The sequence below is a fragment of the Atlantibacter subterraneus genome (assembly GCF_007570865.1).
Classification (GTDB): domain Bacteria; phylum Pseudomonadota; class Gammaproteobacteria; order Enterobacterales; family Enterobacteriaceae; genus Atlantibacter; species Atlantibacter subterraneus.
This window is the reverse complement of record NZ_VLPS01000001.1, coordinates 903351-920072: the sequence shown is the minus strand read 5'-3', so window position 1 is coordinate 920072 and position 16722 is coordinate 903351. Positions and strand designations below refer to the sequence as shown.

The 16722-nt window shown below is 59.5% G+C and carries 14 protein-coding genes; 9 read left to right on the top strand and 5 right to left on the bottom strand.

Going from position 1 to position 16722, the window contains the following annotated elements; genetic code table 11:
• Positions 1–12 precede the first annotated feature (12 nt).
• The 3 genes from FND52_RS04455 to FND52_RS04445 all read left to right on the top strand — a co-directional run bounded on the left by FND52_RS04455 (position 13) and on the right by FND52_RS04445 (position 3544).
• A complete protein-coding gene (locus FND52_RS04455) occupies positions 13–1059 on the top strand; it encodes a DUF1176 domain-containing protein (RefSeq protein ID WP_144129598.1) in 1047 nt (348 codons plus the stop codon).
• Positions 1060–1189: 130 nt separating this feature from the next.
• Positions 1190–2290, top strand: coding sequence for a mechanosensitive ion channel family protein (locus FND52_RS04450; protein WP_144129596.1), 1101 nt, complete (start codon positions 1190–1192; stop codon positions 2288–2290).
• Positions 2291–2410: 120 nt separating this feature from the next.
• Positions 2411–3544 carry an MFS transporter gene (locus FND52_RS04445; protein ID WP_144129594.1) on the top strand — a complete coding sequence of 378 codons (1134 nt, stop codon included), beginning with the start codon at positions 2411–2413 and terminating at the stop codon, positions 3542–3544.
• Between the two features lie 14 nt (positions 3545–3558).
• Here the strand turns inward: FND52_RS04445 and yncE are convergent, their stop codons facing one another.
• On the bottom strand, positions 3559–4617 hold the full coding sequence (gene yncE, locus FND52_RS04440; RefSeq protein WP_144129592.1) for a 7-bladed beta-propeller protein YncE: 1059 nt from the start codon (positions 4615–4617) through the stop codon (positions 3559–3561).
• Positions 4618–4863: 246 nt separating this feature from the next.
• On the opposite strand from yncE, the gene pqqU reads away from it, so the two are divergent.
• Entirely contained in the window at positions 4864–6981 is a 2118-nt protein-coding gene (gene pqqU, locus FND52_RS04435; protein WP_144129590.1) for a TonB-dependent receptor PqqU, read from the top strand.
• Between the two features lie 112 nt (positions 6982–7093).
• On the opposite strand, the gene FND52_RS21805 is transcribed toward pqqU, so the two are convergent.
• From FND52_RS21805 to FND52_RS04425, 3 genes are all read right to left on the bottom strand, one after another.
• Positions 7094–7267 carry a hypothetical protein gene (locus FND52_RS21805; protein ID WP_167509324.1) on the bottom strand — a complete coding sequence of 58 codons (174 nt, stop codon included), beginning with the start codon at positions 7265–7267 and terminating at the stop codon, positions 7094–7096.
• Between the two features lie 97 nt (positions 7268–7364).
• Entirely contained in the window at positions 7365–8033 is a 669-nt protein-coding gene (locus FND52_RS04430; protein ID WP_144129588.1) for a GntR family transcriptional regulator, read from the bottom strand.
• Between the two features lie 147 nt (positions 8034–8180).
• On the bottom strand, positions 8181–8765 hold the full coding sequence (locus FND52_RS04425; RefSeq protein ID WP_125295197.1) for a helix-turn-helix domain-containing protein: 585 nt from the start codon (positions 8763–8765) through the stop codon (positions 8181–8183).
• Between the two features lie 39 nt (positions 8766–8804).
• Here FND52_RS04425 and FND52_RS04420 point away from each other — a divergent pair, with 39 nt between their 5' ends.
• Together FND52_RS04420 and FND52_RS04415 are read left to right on the top strand one after the other, a co-directional pair.
• Positions 8805–9323 carry a GNAT family N-acetyltransferase gene (locus FND52_RS04420; RefSeq protein WP_125295196.1) on the top strand — a complete coding sequence of 173 codons (519 nt, stop codon included), beginning with the start codon at positions 8805–8807 and terminating at the stop codon, positions 9321–9323.
• Complete coding sequence (locus FND52_RS04415; RefSeq protein WP_125295195.1) at positions 9320–9769, top strand: DMT family transporter; 450 nt, start codon at positions 9320–9322, stop codon at positions 9767–9769. The genes FND52_RS04420 and FND52_RS04415 overlap by 4 nt, the downstream gene beginning before the upstream one ends.
• Here the strand turns inward: FND52_RS04415 and FND52_RS04410 are convergent.
• On the bottom strand, positions 9766–10011 hold the full coding sequence (locus FND52_RS04410) for a DUF2526 family protein (RefSeq protein ID WP_144129586.1): 246 nt from the start codon (positions 10009–10011) through the stop codon (positions 9766–9768). The two genes, FND52_RS04415 and FND52_RS04410, sit on opposite strands and share 4 nt — an antisense overlap.
• Before the next feature lie 178 nt (positions 10012–10189).
• On the opposite strand from FND52_RS04410, the gene FND52_RS04405 reads away from it, so the two are divergent.
• Genes FND52_RS04405 through FND52_RS04395 form a run of 3 tightly spaced genes read left to right on the top strand, consistent with a single transcriptional unit; the run spans position 10190 to position 16669 of the window.
• On the top strand, positions 10190–11536 hold the full coding sequence (locus tag FND52_RS04405; protein WP_144129584.1) for an SrfA family protein: 1347 nt from the start codon (positions 10190–10192) through the stop codon (positions 11534–11536).
• Between the two features lie 4 nt (positions 11537–11540).
• Positions 11541–14528 carry a virulence factor SrfB gene (locus FND52_RS04400; protein WP_144129582.1) on the top strand — a complete coding sequence of 996 codons (2988 nt, stop codon included), beginning with the start codon at positions 11541–11543 and terminating at the stop codon, positions 14526–14528.
• Complete coding sequence (locus FND52_RS04395) at positions 14519–16669, top strand: virulence factor SrfC family protein (protein WP_144129580.1); 2151 nt, start codon at positions 14519–14521, stop codon at positions 16667–16669. The genes FND52_RS04400 and FND52_RS04395 overlap by 10 nt, the downstream gene beginning before the upstream one ends.
• The last annotated feature ends 53 nt before the right edge of the window (positions 16670–16722 follow it).

Below are 16722 nucleotides of genomic sequence, written 5' to 3'. Positions count from 1 at the left end.
CAGGAGGAATCGATGAGACCATTTGGGGTATCGATAACTGCATTAGCGCTGTGCGCCACAAGCGCCGGGGTTTTGGCAGCGGATGGCGTAGCGTTTAGCCATAAGAACTGGGAAGTGGTCTGTGATAACACCCTCACCTGCCGCGCGGCGGGCTATGGTCCGGAAGAAGGCAGCGGCGGCTCGGTGCTGCTTACCCGTGAAGCGGGCCCCGGCACGGCGGTACAGGGGCGCGTAATGCTGGCGGATATTGAAGAAAACGATTCCCCGGAGACCGTCGAATTAACGCTGTTTATCGATAATCAGACAATGGGAACGGTCGCCCCCGGCCCGGACGGCGACTGGGAGCTCACCCAACAGCAAACCGATGCCCTGATCGGCGCGGTAAAAGGCAGCGGCGTCGCGGAGTTTCGCGGCGGCAAAGCGCCGTTTATCCTCTCTGGCGAGGGCGCGAACGCGGTATTGCTGAAAATGGACGATGTGCAAAAACGCGTTAATACCCCTGCGGCGCTGATTAAAAAAGGCAACAAGCCGGAAAACAGCGTGCCTGCCGCCCCGGCGATGCCGGTGATTGTGGCAGCGGCTACGCTGGACGCAGCGGAAAAGCCGCTGGATGAAGCGCAAACCGCTGTCATTCGCCCCCTGCTGCAGGCCAGCGTCAGCGCGGATGATTGCGAACGGCTCTATCCCGATGAGGAAAACGCGCCTGAAGCCATTTCACTCACGCCGCTGGATGACAAACACGTGTTGCTTTCTACCCTGTGCTGGCGCGCCGCCTATAACGAAGGCTACGGCTACTGGGTGATGGACGCGGCACTGAAAGGCAAACCGGAAATAGTGACCAATTCCGGCACCAGCTATGTGAAAGGGATTATCGATATGGCGCAGAAAGGCCGGGGTCTGGGTGACTGTTGGGGTAATGAAAGCTGGGTGTGGGACGGTAAAACCTTCCAGCTCAGCAGCAGCTACACCACCGGCATGTGTCGCTATTTACGCGCTGGCGGCACCTGGGTTCTGCCCACTTTCGTGACTGACGTTAAAAAAGCCGATAACGCCCTCTAACCTTGCTGTGCGGGCGCGGTTCCTCCGCCGCGCCCGCCGCTTTGCGAATCTTCCCAGAAATCCCCTGTCACCTGACCCACCGCACAGGCTGTCTATACTTGGTGCTTATGCCTGATTTATGGGAGGAGAAATGGCGTATCTGGCACAACTTAATTTCGTCACCGTTTTAATGTCGACGGCGTTCTGGATCAACCTGGCTATCGTCGTAGCCGTCACGCTGATTGTTTACTGGATCATTAACCGGTTACTGGCTTTCGCCTATAAGACCATTCAAAACTGGCGTAACGGCCATCCCGGCAGCGGCGATCTGCGGTTTATCATTTTCGACATGCTGCAAAAAACCAGCAAAATCCTGATCCTGGTGACCGCCTTTCTGTTCAGCCTGCGTTTCGCCGCCCTGCCGGACCGGCTGTTTTCGACTATTTCCCAGGCCTGGTTCCTGGTGATTGCTATCCAGATGGCCATCTGGCTGGACCAGGGCGTCCAGTCCTGGATGCGCCATTTGCTGCGCGACCCTGACGCCAACCGCAACCCGGTGACGCTGGTGATCCTCGGGATGATCCTGCGGGTGCTGGTGTGGTCAATGATGTTTCTGTCGATACTGGCAAACGCCGGCGTTGATATCACCGCGCTGGTCGCAAGCCTGGGGGTGGGCGGTATCGCCATCGCCCTGGCGGTACAAACCGTATTGAGCGACGTGTTCGCCTCGCTGTCGATTGGCTTTGATAAGCCATTTGAAATCGGCGATTTCGTGGTGTTTAACGACGTGGCGGGCAATATTGAGCATATCGGCCTGAAAACCACCCGTATTCGTAGCCTGAGTGGCGAGCAGATTGTCTGCGCCAACGCTAATCTGCTCCAGCAGACCATCCACAACTACAAGCGGATGCAGACCCGCCGCATTGTGTTTACCTTTGGCGTCGCCAGTACCACCCCGCCGGAAAAGCTGCGCATTATCGGCGACATGGTGAAAGAGATTATTAACGACGTTGGTAATACCCGCTTCGACCGCGCCCACTTTCTGTCATTCGATCAGGATCGGCTGACGTTTGAAGTGGTCCATATCGTGGCGACCGCCGACTATAACAAGTACATGGATATCCAGCAGGAGATTAACATTCGTATCATTGAACAGTTGAATGACAATGATATCGAACTGGCGCTACCAAGCCTGGTGATGCGCGCGCCGGTACAGGTCAAACGCGCCGCTCCGGCGCAGAACGCGGCCTAAGCACTGGCTCACGCCGCCTGGATACCGGGCGGCGTTTTCCCCCTCTATCCGCTATTGGTGCAGCTTGTCGTTTCGTCTTATCAATGCTAAGCGTTAGATAAAAAAATTTTAAGGATCGTTATGACGACTCAACGTTTAGGGCAAGCGGTAGTCATTGGCGCGGTAATGATTTTTGGCCTGACCTATGGCCTGAGCGCGCCCCTTATTTCTTTACGTCTGCATACCGAAGGCTATGACGAGTGGTTTATCGGCCTTAACGCCGCCATGCATGCCGTGGGCGTGTTTGCCGTGGCTCCGTTTCTTCCGGCGCTGTGTCAGCGCTACACCCCTGGCGCGCTAATCACCCGTTCGCTGTTCGCAATCCTGGTTTTGCTGTGCCTGTTTCCGTTCGTGCCGCTGCTCGGCTGGTTTGCGCTGCGCTTTTTACTGGGCGTGTTCAGCGAAATCATTCTGGTGGTCACCGAAACCTGGCTGAACCACACCACCGTCGAGCAGGCACGGGCCAAAACCCTCGCCTGGTATACCGCCAGCCTGTCGCTGGGCTACGCCATCGGGCCGCTGTTGCTGCTGATTGCGCCAGGCGATATTCCGTTTTACCTCGGCGGCGGCCTGGCACTGCTCAGCGCACTGATCCTCTGGACCAGCGCCCCGCCCAGCCCGCCGCTGGCGGAAGATAAAGTCAGCGGGATTTTGCGCTACGTCTGGATGGCACCGCTGGCGATGGCAGCCACCGCGCTGAATGCCGCGCTGGAAGCCGCCGGGCTGAATCTGCTGGTGGTGTACGCCATGCAAATGGGCTGGAGCGAACAGGCGGCCACCGAATTGCTGGCGGTCCTGATGGTCGGCGCAATTGTGCTGCAACTACCGGTGGGCTGGCTGGCGGATAAATATGATCGCCATAAGCTGCTGCTGGGCTGCGCCGCGCTGTCTACCGTCGGCGCGCTGCTGTGGCCGCTGGCGCTAAACGTGCCGTTCCTCGCCTGGCTGCTGATGTTTTTCTGGGGCGGCGTGTTTGTCGCGATCTATACGCTGATTATCACCCAGGTGGGATCGCGCTTTACCGGCGTGCATCTGGCGGGCGTTTACGCGGCGATGTCGATTATGTGGGGCGTCGGCGCGTTGATTGGCCCAGGCCTCGGCGGGATCGCCATGAGCGCTTTTACCCACGGCCTGCCGTATCTGGCGGCGCTGCTGTGCGGGCTGTTTTTTCTCTGGGCACTGTGGGTACACAAAAGTGAAAACGGTGGGGCCTGACCCCACCGCTCGGCTTACAGGGCGATGCGGATCACATCGTCCGGGCTGGTGGCTTCCTGCTTGCGGCTGGAAGGCTGTTTGACGCTGACGTACAGCGTTTTACCGTCCGGTGACAGCGCCAGGCTGTTGGGATGAACCGGGGTGTCGATGGTTTTCACCACTTTGTAGCTTTTCGCGTCGATCACGCTTACCGTGCCCGCCTGACGATGGGTCACGTAGGCTTCATTGCGCGCCGGGTTAAACAGCACCGCCAGTGACGCAGGCGCATCGATTTTCGCCAGCACGTTTCCGTCGCGGGTATCTACCGCCAGCACCTGCGGCTGTTTGGAATCGGTGATAAACGCGCGGTGGTTCGCCGGGTCCAGACTGATGTTCAGGAAGAAATGCTCTTTCCCGTCATCCAGCACTTTCTTACGCAGCACCTGCTTATTGTTGGTGGTATCGAAGGCGATCAGCTCGCCGTCGGCGTTGGTGGTGTAAACCCGTTTCGCGTCCCTATCCAGCGCCAGCCCGGTGCTGAATTTGCCGGTGCCGGTCAGCGTGGTGCGCAGCTTCATGGTCGCGCCGTCAATCACCCAAATCACGCTGTCTTCGCTCAGTCCGGTGACATAAACGGTATTGGTCGCTTCATCTACCACCAGCTGGCGGGTGTGCATCGGCTTAACCGTTTCGCTGCGCTGGCGGTTATCCAGCACGATGCGGCCTTTCACTTCACCAGTTTTGGCGTCAATCGCCGTCACCGCGCTGTTCACGGTGTTGCCGAACCACAGGGTATCGGTTTTGGTGTTGATGGCGGCACCAAACGGCTTGAGATCGTTGTGAATGCGCTGTTTCACTTCCAGAGTGGCCGGGTCGAGTTTATAGACCACGCCGCCTTTATCCAGCGAACGACTCTGGGACGTCGCCACATACAGCGCCTGCTCTGCCGGACTGTAGGCCATTTCATACGCCCCCTTGTCGACTGGCTTACGCAGCAGTTCATCTGCGGCGTGGCTGGTGAACGTGGCGAACGATGTGCTAAACAGCAGCGCGCCGAGCAGTGCGCGGCGTGCAGACAGATGACGAAATTCCATAACAACTCCCTTTTTACGTAGAAATGGCGGCGTCACATTGCATCCAGAAAAGCGGCCATGATTTTTCACGGCTCTGATTTTGGTGAGAATAATAATCATTATTTTTACAAAAAGGGAACAATTTTGCGTAACTGCCTGGCATTTGCCCACTACACTTCAATTGTTAACGATAAGTGCTGTTAATGTTTTCAACTTATTTACAAATAACCTAACATTTTGGCGCATTTACTTTTAATTGGTTAAGGCATGACTATTTTTCGCGCGTTTCTCCCTCTGCCGGTAGTATTACTGCCCGCAATTTTTTCCCCCCTGACGGCCCTTGCCGCAGAAAATGAACAAACGATGGTGGTCACCGCCTCCCCCGGCCCGGTCTCTGAACTGGATACGCCGGCGGCGGTCAGCGTGGTGACGGGTGACGATCTGCGCCACGCCGCGCCGCAGATCAACCTGTCGGAAAACCTTGGCAGCGTGCCGGGGTTACAGATCCAAAACCGCCAGAACTACGCGCAGGATTTGCAACTGTCGATTCGCGGCTTTGGCTCCCGCTCAACCTACGGCGTGCGCGGCATTCGCCTGTACGTGGACGGCATCCCGGCCACCATGCCGGACGGTCAGGGCCAGACCTCAAACATCGATTTAAACAGCGTGGCGAGCGTGGAAGTGCTGCGCGGGCCGTTTTCCGCACTGTATGGCAACGCCTCCGGCGGCGTGATTGACGTGAAAACCGAAACCGGCGAAGCGCCGCCGACGCTGGAAGCCAGCAGCTATTACGGCAGTTTCGGCACCTGGCGCTACGGCCTGAAAGCCAGCGGCGCGGTGGGCGACGGCACTCAACCGGGCGACGTCAACTACACCGTCTCCTCGACCCGCTTCACCACCCACGGCTACCGCGATCACAGCGGCGCGCGTAAAAACCTCGCCAATGCCAAACTGGGCGTGCGGGTTGACGACGCCAGTACCCTGACTCTGTTGCTGAACAGCGTGGATATTCACGCCAACGATCCTGGCGGGCTGTCGTATAGCGAATGGCGGGATAACCCGCGCCAGTCGCCGCGCGGCGATCAGTACAATACCCGCAAATCCATTAAACAGACCCAGGCGGGCCTTAATTATCAGCGGGCGATGAGCGCCAGCGACGATCTCAGCGTCACGGCCTACGCGGGCGAGCGGGAAACCACGCAGTACCAGTCGATCCCCATGGGGCCGCAGTTAAATCCGACCCATCCTGGCGGCGTGATCCAGCTTAACCGCCACTATCAGGGCATCGACAGCCGCTGGACCCACCGCGACGCGCTGTGGACGCTGCCGGTCAACGTCACCCTGGGACTTAACTACGAAAACATGAGCGAGAAGCGCAAAGGCTACGAAAACTTCGTGCTGGAGAATGGCGCGCCGGTGTATGGCGAAAAAGGCGCAACCCGACGCGACGAGCGCAACCTGATGTGGAACCTCGATCCCTATTTGCAGTCGAGCTGGCAGTTGACCGACCAACTGACGCTGGATGCCGGGGTGCGCTACAGCTCGATCTGGTTTGACGCCAACGATCATTACATCACCGCCGCCAACGGCGATGACAGCGGCGACGCCAGCTACCACAAATGGTTACCGGCGGGGGCGCTCAAGTATAGCGTCACCGACGCCTGGAACGTCTATCTGTCAGCGGGCCGCGGCTTCGAAACGCCGACCATCAACGAGCTCTCCTACCGCTCCGGCGGGCAGAACGGGCTGAATCTGGCGCTGAAACCCTCCACCAGCGATACCGTGGAACTGGGCAGCAAAACCCGCATCGGCAACGGGCTGTTCAGCGCCGCACTGTTCCAGACCGATACCGATAATGAGATCGTGGTGGATGCCAGCAGCGGCGGGCGTACCACGTATAAAAACGCCGGAAAAACCCGGCGCCAGGGGCTGGAACTGGCCCTCGATCAGCAGTTCGCTTACGACTGGAAGCTAAAAATGGCCTGGACCTGGCTGGACGCCACCTACCGCAGCAACGCCTGCGGCGCGACGGACTGCAATGGCAACCGGATGCCGGGCATCGCGCGCAATATGGGTTACACGTCGTTCGGCTATCAACCGGAACAGGGCTGGTACGCGGGCGCAGACGTGCGCTATATGGGCGATATCATGGCGGATGACGAGAACAGCGCCAAAGCGCCCTCGTACACCGTCGCTGGCCTGAATACCGGGTATAAATTCCTGTATCAGCGCTGGGCGCTGGATCTGTTTGGCCGGGTAGATAACCTGTTTGATAAAAGCTATGTCGGCTCGGTGATCGTCAACGAGAGCAACGGGCGCTACTACGAGCCCGCGCCGGGCAGGAATTATGGCGTGGGGATGGCGGTAAGCTATCGGTTCGATTAATAAAAAAATGGCCCTTAACCTGGAAGCCTGTTTACAAGCTCACCGGCAAGGGCCATCAAAAAGCGCGCACAGTTCATTCCAGTAGCGCAAGCGTATTGTGCGGCGAAACGCGTTACGGCTTGCGATACCAGGCAGGGTCGATATTGCCGAAATCAATGCCATACAGATGTCCGGTTGGGATAAAGGATTCCATCACGCGCCCGCTATCGGGGGCGTGTTGTGCAACAGAGGCGGGAACAAAGGCGGCTTTCAGCGCGCGCCCGAGGCGGTTCAGGATGGTTTGCATATGACCTCACAGGAAAACGGCGTTGACTGAACTCAGTAAAACGCCGTCTGCGCTGGAGGGGAACTAAAAAGGTTTTCTTTGGTTAGTTGAAAATTGGCTAACCCATCGATTGATAGTAAAAACGGCCCACTAAATCATTCGCATCCTCAATCACCTGATGAACGGCGCGCACGCAGCGTTCAGCATCCCGTAATTCGAGAGAATCGATTAATTCGTGGTAGTCATACTGGCATTGCTCGATTTCGGGCAGTTGTGGGTACAGGAAATTGAAACAGGGCCCAACCTGTACCCAAAGTTGCTCAATCAGATTATTGAGCGTCGGCATTTGCGCCAGCTTATAGAGCTCAAAGCGGAAAATCCGGTTGGCCACCAGGGTTTGCTCCACTTCGCCACTCTGTTTCGCCTGGGCAAAATCTTCCCAGAGTTTACGTAACTTAATGACATCCTCTGCGGTCATTTTTTCCAGCGCTTTTTCGACAGCGAGCCCTTCCAGATTCTTACGAATCAGATTAATTTCCCTGAAGCGCTCCTCGCTTATTTCCGGCACTAAAAAGGCCTGGGCCGGCGTCGCGACTAACGCACCGGATGAAACCAGCCTCAACAAGGCTTCGCGCACCGGGGTAATACTGGTCCCCAGCTGTTCAGCGAGGTCTTTTGTGACAAGACGCGAACCAGGCTTCAAACTACCAATGATCAACGCATTCTTTAATCTCACCTCCACTTGCGTGGTTAAACTCATCCGTTGCGCCCTTTCCAGATCAAGCATGGTATTTCCTGCCTCACTCTATGATGTCATTTTCCTGTTACTGCCCTTCAGGCACCGTTTACTCAGGCCTGGGTAATTAATAGCCTTATAGTTTTCAGGTGCTCGTAAAGAAAATAGCGATATTTAGATAAGATGCCAGCAAAATCGTTAAGAAATGCTAATTGAATTCTTGTTAAGAAGCACGACTAAATATACGCACAATGCATCACTTTCATTAATAAAGTGACAATCGTTAGGTGGGCCAAGCTCCAGGCAGTCGCCCTGATGCATTTCGTGGCGCACATCGCCCTCTAAAAACACCAGTTCGCCCTGCTGCAGCCAGATAAGCTGACGGGTAAAGGCATACGCCGAGGCGGGCATGGGAATATCGCTGCCGGCAGGCAGTTCGACCTGCACCAAATCAAGCGGGAAATCATTTTGCGGGGAAATATGGCGGCGCAGATAACTGCTCTGCGGATCGCGCCACAGCGGTTGGTCCTCATAACGCAGCAACCGCCCGGCGGGTGCCTCGGCCCGGGCGATAAGCGTCGACATGCTGATGCCGAACGCGCCCGAAAGCCGCGCCAGCATGGTCGCCGTCGGGCTGCTCTCGCCGCGTTCGATTTTATGGATCATGGCGCGGGAAACCCCGGCACGCTGGGCCAAATCGCTTAACGACCAGCCGCGTGATTCGCGCTCGAGGCGGATTCTGCCACTGATCCGTTGATTTAATGTGTCGATTATATTATTCATAGCGTACCAATATAGTGAACACCCCTCTGAGGTTCAACCATGAAGATTCGCCGCGCCCGCGCAGAAGACTGTGAAGCCATTGCCGGTATCTACAACTACGCCGTTTTACATACTGCGGCTATCTGGAATGACCGCACGGTGGATACTGAAAACCGCCTCGCCTGGTTCTATCAGCGCGGCAACGCGGGCTACCCGGTGCTGGTGGCTGAAGAGAACGGCATGATTATCGGCTACGCCTCGTTTGGCGACTGGCGAGCGTTTGAAGGCTTTCGCCACACGGTAGAGCATTCGGTGTATGTCCATCCGGATCATCACGGAAAAGGCATCGGCAAAGCCCTGATGCTGGCGCTGATTGACGAGGCGCGCGCCTGCCATAAGCACGTGATGGTAGCGGGAATCGAATCAGAAAACGCGGCGTCCATCGCGCTGCATCATAAGCTGGGCTTTACTATTAGCGCAAAAATGCCCCAGGTCGGCACCAAGTTCGGGCGCTGGCTGGATCTGACCTTTATGCAGCTCCAGCTCGACGACCGCAACGAGCCGGATCTCCCGGCATGAACAGTTCCCTGACCCTGCTGTTTTTAACCGCCGCAGGGATCGGCCTGGTGGTGCAGAACACCATTATGGTGCGCATTACCCAGTCCGCCTCGACGATCCTGATCGCCATGCTGCTGAACTCGCTGGTGGGGATTGTGCTGTTTACCGGCATTCTGCTGGCGCGCAACGGCCTCGCCGGGGTGCAGGAGCTGTTCGCCACCGTGCGCTGGTGGACGTTAATCCCCGGCCTGCTGGGTTCGTTTTTCGTGTTCGCCAGTATTACCGGTTATCAGAACGTCGGCGCGGCCACCACCATTGCAGTGCTGGTCGCCAGCCAGTTAATCGGCGGGCTGGTGATGGATATCGCCCGCAGCCACGGTGTGCCGCTGCGGGCGATGATTGGGCCAGCCATCGGCGCGGTGCTGCTGGTGATCGGCGCCTGGCTGGTGGCAAGAAGGCAGTTTTAGAGAATGGTCCCGCCGCGCGTCAACTGATCGAGACGCGCTTTTTCCGCCTGCTGACGCTCCTGCGCCTGATGATGCCCGTGATGGGCGATGGCGGTGCGTAACCGCTGCTGCTGTTGATAACGCTCCTCGCGGCTCAGCTCGCTATCGTCGCTCAGCTCAATCAGCAATTCATTCATTGGCGCTATTACGCTTTGCGCAATCGCCGCATCGACGCGGCTTATCACTTCATCCAGATGAGACATCGCCCCTCCTTATGTGGTTTTGCTAAATCTTAGCGCGCCCGCACAGTACAAACCAGGCCATTTACCTCAGGCGTTTCAATGCCCCGATAATTCATAGGTTTTCGCTTTTCTTCTGCCGTTTGCTTGCCGCCGGGCGCGGTAAAGTAGACAAGTAAAAGAAGATGGGCAGGAACAACACGTGGCAAAAACTCTCTTACGCAGCGGAAATCTGGATGACTTCCAGGCTGTCGGCGATAACGGGCAATCCGTTTTTGACTCTGCGCTGCAAATTCGTGAAACCCTGCGCCTGCGCAAGCAGCCGCTGGTGGATTATCTCGCTATTCCGCAGCGTAACGACGACGGCGATCGCGTGGACTGGTATGCGCCGCTGGAAGGTAAAGCCACTTCCTGGTTGGCCGCCAGCGACGCCCAGCGTAAACAGGCGCGCCGCCTGCTGGAAAGCGCCCTCGCCAGCGCCAGCGCGTTAAGCCAGCGCTGCCGCCAGAGCGATAAAACCGCGCTGGCCCACTTTGGCGCGCTGCTGGAAAAAGCGCTTCAGTTCCCGGCAGCCAATCACGTCTGGCTGGTGGACGGCAAACCGGTGGTCACTTTCTGGGGCTTCGTCAGTATTAATGAAGGCTTGCGTGACGATATTCTGGCCTGCCTGAATGACGTGGAGCCCGCGCCGCCGGTGATTGAAACCCTGCCTGCCGAAGAGCCTGAAGTGCCGATGGTTAAACCCCAGTTGAGCGAACCCGACGCTCCGCTACTGATGCCCACGCCCGAGCCAACTGCGATGCCGGTTATCGCACCCGTCAGTGAACCGGCCCCGCAGGTTCAACCTGCCCCCGCCGCGCCTGCGCCAACCCGCCGGAAATCCGTCTGGCTGCTGCCGGTTGCCGCCGCGGTGATTGCCGCCATTGCGGGCCCGGTGCTGTGGACCAGCCTGCAAAACCCGAGCGCGCCTGCCGTTGCCGCCGCGCCAAAAGCGGTTGAAGACAAAATCGCCGCTGTGCGTGCGCTGGAAAACCCAACGCCGGTAGTGGCGGAAGTTAAACCCGCGCCGGTGGTTGAAGCCCCGCCGCTGCCGCTGGTGCAGGCGAGTATTTCGCAGCCAGAACCGGTGGTGACGCCGCCTGCCCCTGCGCAACCAGAAGACCCCCGGAACGCCATGCTGATGGACGCCGATCAGATCAAAATCGGTTCGACCCGCTTCCTGAACGGCAGCTGGCGGGTTCAGGTGGAATCCCGCGATCCCATCACCGGCAAGCCGCCGTCGCTGCGTTACGACATCAAAAACAACAAAGGCAGCGTGCGCGTCACCCACGGCGACAATATCGTCTGCCGTGGCGAAGTGTTCTCCGGCCTGCACAGCAGCGGTGAGTTGATGATCAAAACCCGCGGCAACGCGCGTTGCACCGACGGCTCGCGCTTCCCGCTGCCGGAAATCACCTGTAAATCGGGAGAGGGCAACGTCGCTCAGTGTACGGCGCGTTATGACGAGAACACCCTGCTTCCCCTGACGTTTAAGAAAGCGAGCGCCTGATCCTATGCTGGCAAACCTGTGCGATTACCAACAGAACGTAGCCCTGATTGAAAACAGCGGCGTGCAGTTCCTCGATTTCGGCCTGACGCCGCAAGAGCCGCTGCACGGTGGCCGCTTTGTGCGTAAAACCGCTAACGGCCCGCTGCTGCGCCTCGACTACCTGGCCGCCAGCGATAAATACGCGCTCCCTGCCCGCGACGGCGGCGTGGCGGAAGTGGTAAAACCGGAAAGCGCCCATCTGCTGAGCTATTCGCTGAGCGTGCTGGACGGCGTCTGGCTGCCGGTGCCGGTGCTGCGTTTCAATCCGCCGCGCACCTTCACAACCGGGCCGGATAACTGGGCGCGAGTGCAAATCCGCCGTCTGGATGAGCCGGACAGCGCCGGAAACACCCACCGCGTGACCTTCGCGTTCGATACCCATCTCAGCGACGAGGACACCGCCTCGCTGCTGGCCCCTTCCCGGTATGACGTGCGCAACGGCAGCCGTTTCGCCCTCGCCTGGCGCGATGACGAAGTGGGCGATTTTCTCGATCACACCTGGGTTGACGGTTGGCTGCGGGAGAGTTTTACCCACTACCTCGCCACCCGTGAAAGCCGCACCCAGGGCGACAGCGCCAAAGCGCTAAAAAACTTTGAATACCAGGCACACTGGCTGAACCTGCTGACCATGCTGGGCGAACAGTTACAGGTGCCGGAGATTAAAATCGTCACCGAAACCCTGGGCACCGCCGCCATTAATGTCGATTTGATTCTTGATGTCGGCAACACCCACACCTGCGGCGTGATCATCGAAGATCACGGTGAAGCCAACGACGGGCTGCGCCAGACCATGGAGCTTCAGGTGCGTTCGCTAAGCGAACCGCAGTTTCTTAACTCGCCGCTGTTTACCAGCCGCCTTGAGTTCTCTCAGGCCCGCTTCGGCAAACAGCATTTCTCGGTGGAAAGCGGCCGCGACGATGCCTTTGTCTGGCCGTCTATCGTGCGCGTCGGCGATGAAGCCCGCAAGCTCGCCACCGAGCGGCTGGGCAGCGAGGGCCACAGCGGCATCTCCAGCCCGCGCCGCTACTTATGGGACGAAACCCCGTCCAGCCAGGCGTGGCGCTTTAGCCTGCTGACGCCAAAAACCCAGCGCGAACCGCTGGCGACCGCCTGGCCGCTGATGAACCTGATGAACGACGACGGCGAACCGCTGTGGAAACTGCCCGCCGATGAGCGCCTGCCGGTGTTCTCGCCGCAGTACAGCCGCAGCTCGCTGATGACCCAGATGCTGTGCGAACTGCTGGCTCAGGCGCTGGTGCAGATCAACAGCGTTGCCAGCCGCCAGCGTATGGGCTTCAGCAATTCGCCGCGCCATCTGCGTAACCTGATCCTCACCCTGCCGTCCGCCATGCCGGGCCAGGAGCGGGAGATCTTTCGCCGCCGGATGCAGGAAGCCATCGCCCTGGTGTGGAAAGCGCTGGGCTGGCATCCGCAGGATGAAGACTTTGCCAGCGAGCAGGGCAAACGCCAGAGCCGCGTTCCGGTACCGAATATCCATATGGAGTGGGATGAAGCCAGCTGCGGCCAGCTGGTGTGGCTGTATAACGAAGCCATGGTGCATTTTCGCGGCCAGACGGAAGCCTGTTTTAACAGCTTTGCCCGCAGCGACCGCCTGCCGGAACCGGGCGAAGCGCCGGGCCGCACCCTGCGCGTCGCCTCGATTGACATCGGCGGCGGCACGACCGATATGGCGATTACCCGCTACAGCCTCGACGATGGCATCGGTAGCAACGTCAAAATTTCCCCAACGCTGCTGTTCCGCGAAGGGTTTAAAGTGGCAGGCGACGATCTGCTGCTGGATATTATTCAGCGCTGCGTGCTGCCTGCGCTACAGGCCGACCTGCAAAAAGCGGGCGTGGCGGATGCCGCCGCGCTGCTGGGGTCGCTGTTCGGCGATTCCGGACGCATGGACACCCAGGCCATTCTGCGCCAGCAAACCACCCTGCAACTGCTGATGCCGCTGGGCCACGCGATATTGCAGGCCTGGGAGCAAAGCGATCCGGCGGATGAACTGGCGGGTTTGTACGCCAGCGTCGGCGATCTGCTGAGCAAGCGCCCGAGCGTTAACGTCCTGAACTATCTGAATCAGGCAATCGTCCTGGCGCTGCCCGCCGACGCCAGCGGTTACGACCTGTTCGCCGCGCCGCTGCAAATCCGCTTCAGCGAACTTCAGGAGCAGATTTTTGCCGGTAAATTCTCACTGTGCGCCCCGCTGCACGCGCTGTGCGAAGTGATTTCCCACTACCGCTGCGACGTGCTGCTGGTCACCGGGCGTCCGGGCTGTTTGCCGGGCGTCCAGGCGCTGATCCGCCATCTGCAACCGGTGCCGGTCAGCCGCATGGTGTGGCTGGAAAATTACGAAGTTCACGAGTGGTATCCGTTCAGCAAACAGGGCCGCGTCGGCAATCCGAAATCCACCGCCGCCGTTGGCGCGATGCTGTGCGCCCTCGCCCTCGATCTGCGCCTGCCGCGCTTTAACTTTAAGGCGGCAGACATCGGCGCGTATTCCACGGTGCGCTACCTCGGCGTACTGGACAACGAGGCCAATACGCTGCGCGATGAGAATATCTGGTATCGGGATATCGACCTCGATAACCCTGGCGAAAAGCTCAATGCCAGACTGCATTTCCCGCTGCGCGGCAACGTCACGCTCGGTTTTCGCCAGTTAGATAACGCCCGCTGGCCCGCCACGCCGCTGTATACCGTGGCGGTCAACTCCACTTCGCTGGCAAAAGCCATCGCCGGGGATGGCGTGCTCAACGTTCGCCTGGCGCTGCACGGCGAAAAATCGCGCCCGCCGGAAGGTTTTACCCTGGCGGAAGCCTGGCTTTCCGACGGCAGCAAAGTGCCGGTGGATCAACTGACCTTCAAACTGAATACCCTGGCGGACCGTCGCAGCAGCGGCAGCCACTACTGGATTGATAGCGGGAGTGTGTACCTCAAATGTCTGTAACTTCCTCACTTCCGGCGCTGGAAAACTGGCTGGCGCAGGCGCGTCAGCGTTCGGCACTGCTGGATGCCCAGGCCAGCGCGCTGCAACTCACCCTCGCCCGGTTGAACGCCAGCGCCTTCGCCCTGCAAAACCAGGCCGCGTCAAAACGCACCCTCGCGCTGTGCGGCGCAGGCCAGGCCAGCAAAGCCTTTTTGCTGAGCGCGTTTTGCGGCGGCGAACAGGGCCGGCTGCCGGTTACGCCGGGCAAACATCTTGATTACCTGGCGCATATCAATCCTGGCCATAACGCCACCGCCATGGCGCTGCGTTTTAGCGCGGGCGCGGCGCTGAGCGACGCGTTTCCGCTGACCTTACGTCTGCTGAGCGAAGCGGAACTGGTGACGCTGTTTATTGAACACTATCATCATCAGCCGAATCCGCGCGGCGTGGACGACGCGCTGCTGCGCAAGCGGCTGGATGAGCTACAGCCGCTGCGCCAGCCGCTGGCCGACAGCGCCATCAGCACCGCCAGCCTGGCCGTGGTAATTGAAACCTTTACCCGCCGTGCCGGTATGCGCACCCGCAGCGTACAGATGGAAACCTGGCACCGCTTTGCGTCGCTGATCCCGCATCTCGGCCTCAGCGAACGCAGCCAGCTGTACGCGCTGCTGTGGGGCGATCAGCGCGAGTTCACCGCGCAGTGGCTGGGTCTGGCGGAAACCCTGCAACTGCTGGGTTTCCACCGCAGCATCGCCGCGCCGCTCAGCCTGCTGGTCGACAATTTCTCCCTGCCTGAAGAAGGCTTCTTGCTGTGCGAGCATCAGGACAGCGCCACCGCCCGGGACGTGCTGGTATGCGCCATCAACGGCGACGCCCTGCAACCGGCGCTCAGCGTGGCGGTGAGCCAGCTGGCGCTGCTGTGCGCTGAGCTGAAGCTGCCGCTGGAAAGCCCGTGCGCGTTGGGGGATGTGGATCTGCTCGACCTGCCGGCCCCGGCATTTTCTGGTGGTGCGCCGCTGTGGCAGACCAAACGCGCATTTTTGCTGGACTGCTACCGCCAGCAGGCGGCTATCGATCTGCTGGTGATGTGCGGCGCGACGCCGGACCGCGTCTCGACACCCGCCATTGCCCGCACCCTGCTGCGCTGGGCGCAGGAAACGCACCCGGTACAGGACGATACGCTGCCGGGCCTGGTGTGGGCGATCACCCCCGGCGATGCGCGATTCAGCGGCGAACAGCATCTGGATGACGGCGTGCAGCGGTTGCTGGGCAAACCGGGGCAGCGCTGGGGTACGCTTCAGGCGCTGGATAACCGCAGCCTGCCGCGACTGCTGGAATGGATGCAGGAAGCGCTGAGCGAACAACGGCGCGCGCAGCGTCTCGCGGCGCAACAGCAGCGCCTGCGCCAGGCCCTGAAGGAGGCCTTTGCCCCTTATCATGACAATAACACCACCGCCGTCGATGCCGAGCAGGCGATCCGCGCGCTGCAACGCCAGGCGGCGCGGCACGGCGATATCCTGGCGGCGCTGCTGCCGCCGGTCGCCACGCTACAGGCGCTGTGCGACACGCCGGATAGCGCGCCGGTAACCCATGCGCAGGGACTGTTCGATCGGCATATCGATCTGTTCGCCGAGCCACAGACGGATGATTCATCAGCAACTGCGACCCAGGATTCGCTTGCCACCCGGACGCATCAGCTGTGGGTTAACCATGTGCGCCTGTGGAGCCAACAGCCGGAGCAGGCGCGCCTGCTGGATCTGGAGCCTGCGGTACTGGCCTGGCTGGTGGAAACCCTGATTGTTACCAGCTATCGGCTGCGGCTGGATGTGCAGCTCGATGCCATTGCCCGTGAAGAAGGCGTCTGCGGCGCGCTGCTGTATGCCGGGTTGGGGAACTTTATTACCTGGCTGGGCGTGAATGATTTGCCGCCGGACGCACGCCCTGCCAGCCGGGTAAATACCGGCAAACCGGTCTTTGCGCCGCAGCCGGGCTGTAATACGCGATTGACCAAACTCAGCGAACAGCCTGCTCATGCCGCAACCGGCTACGTCTATGACTGGCTGGTGATGCTGTACCATCAGGCACGCGGGAATCAGGGTTATCAGCACCCGGAAGCGGTAAAAAACCAGGACCGGGAGGCGTTAGAAAAACTGATTTCCTGACGTGGATAATCAAAAAGCCAGACGCTTTCACGTCTGGCTTTTTTGTTTACGTC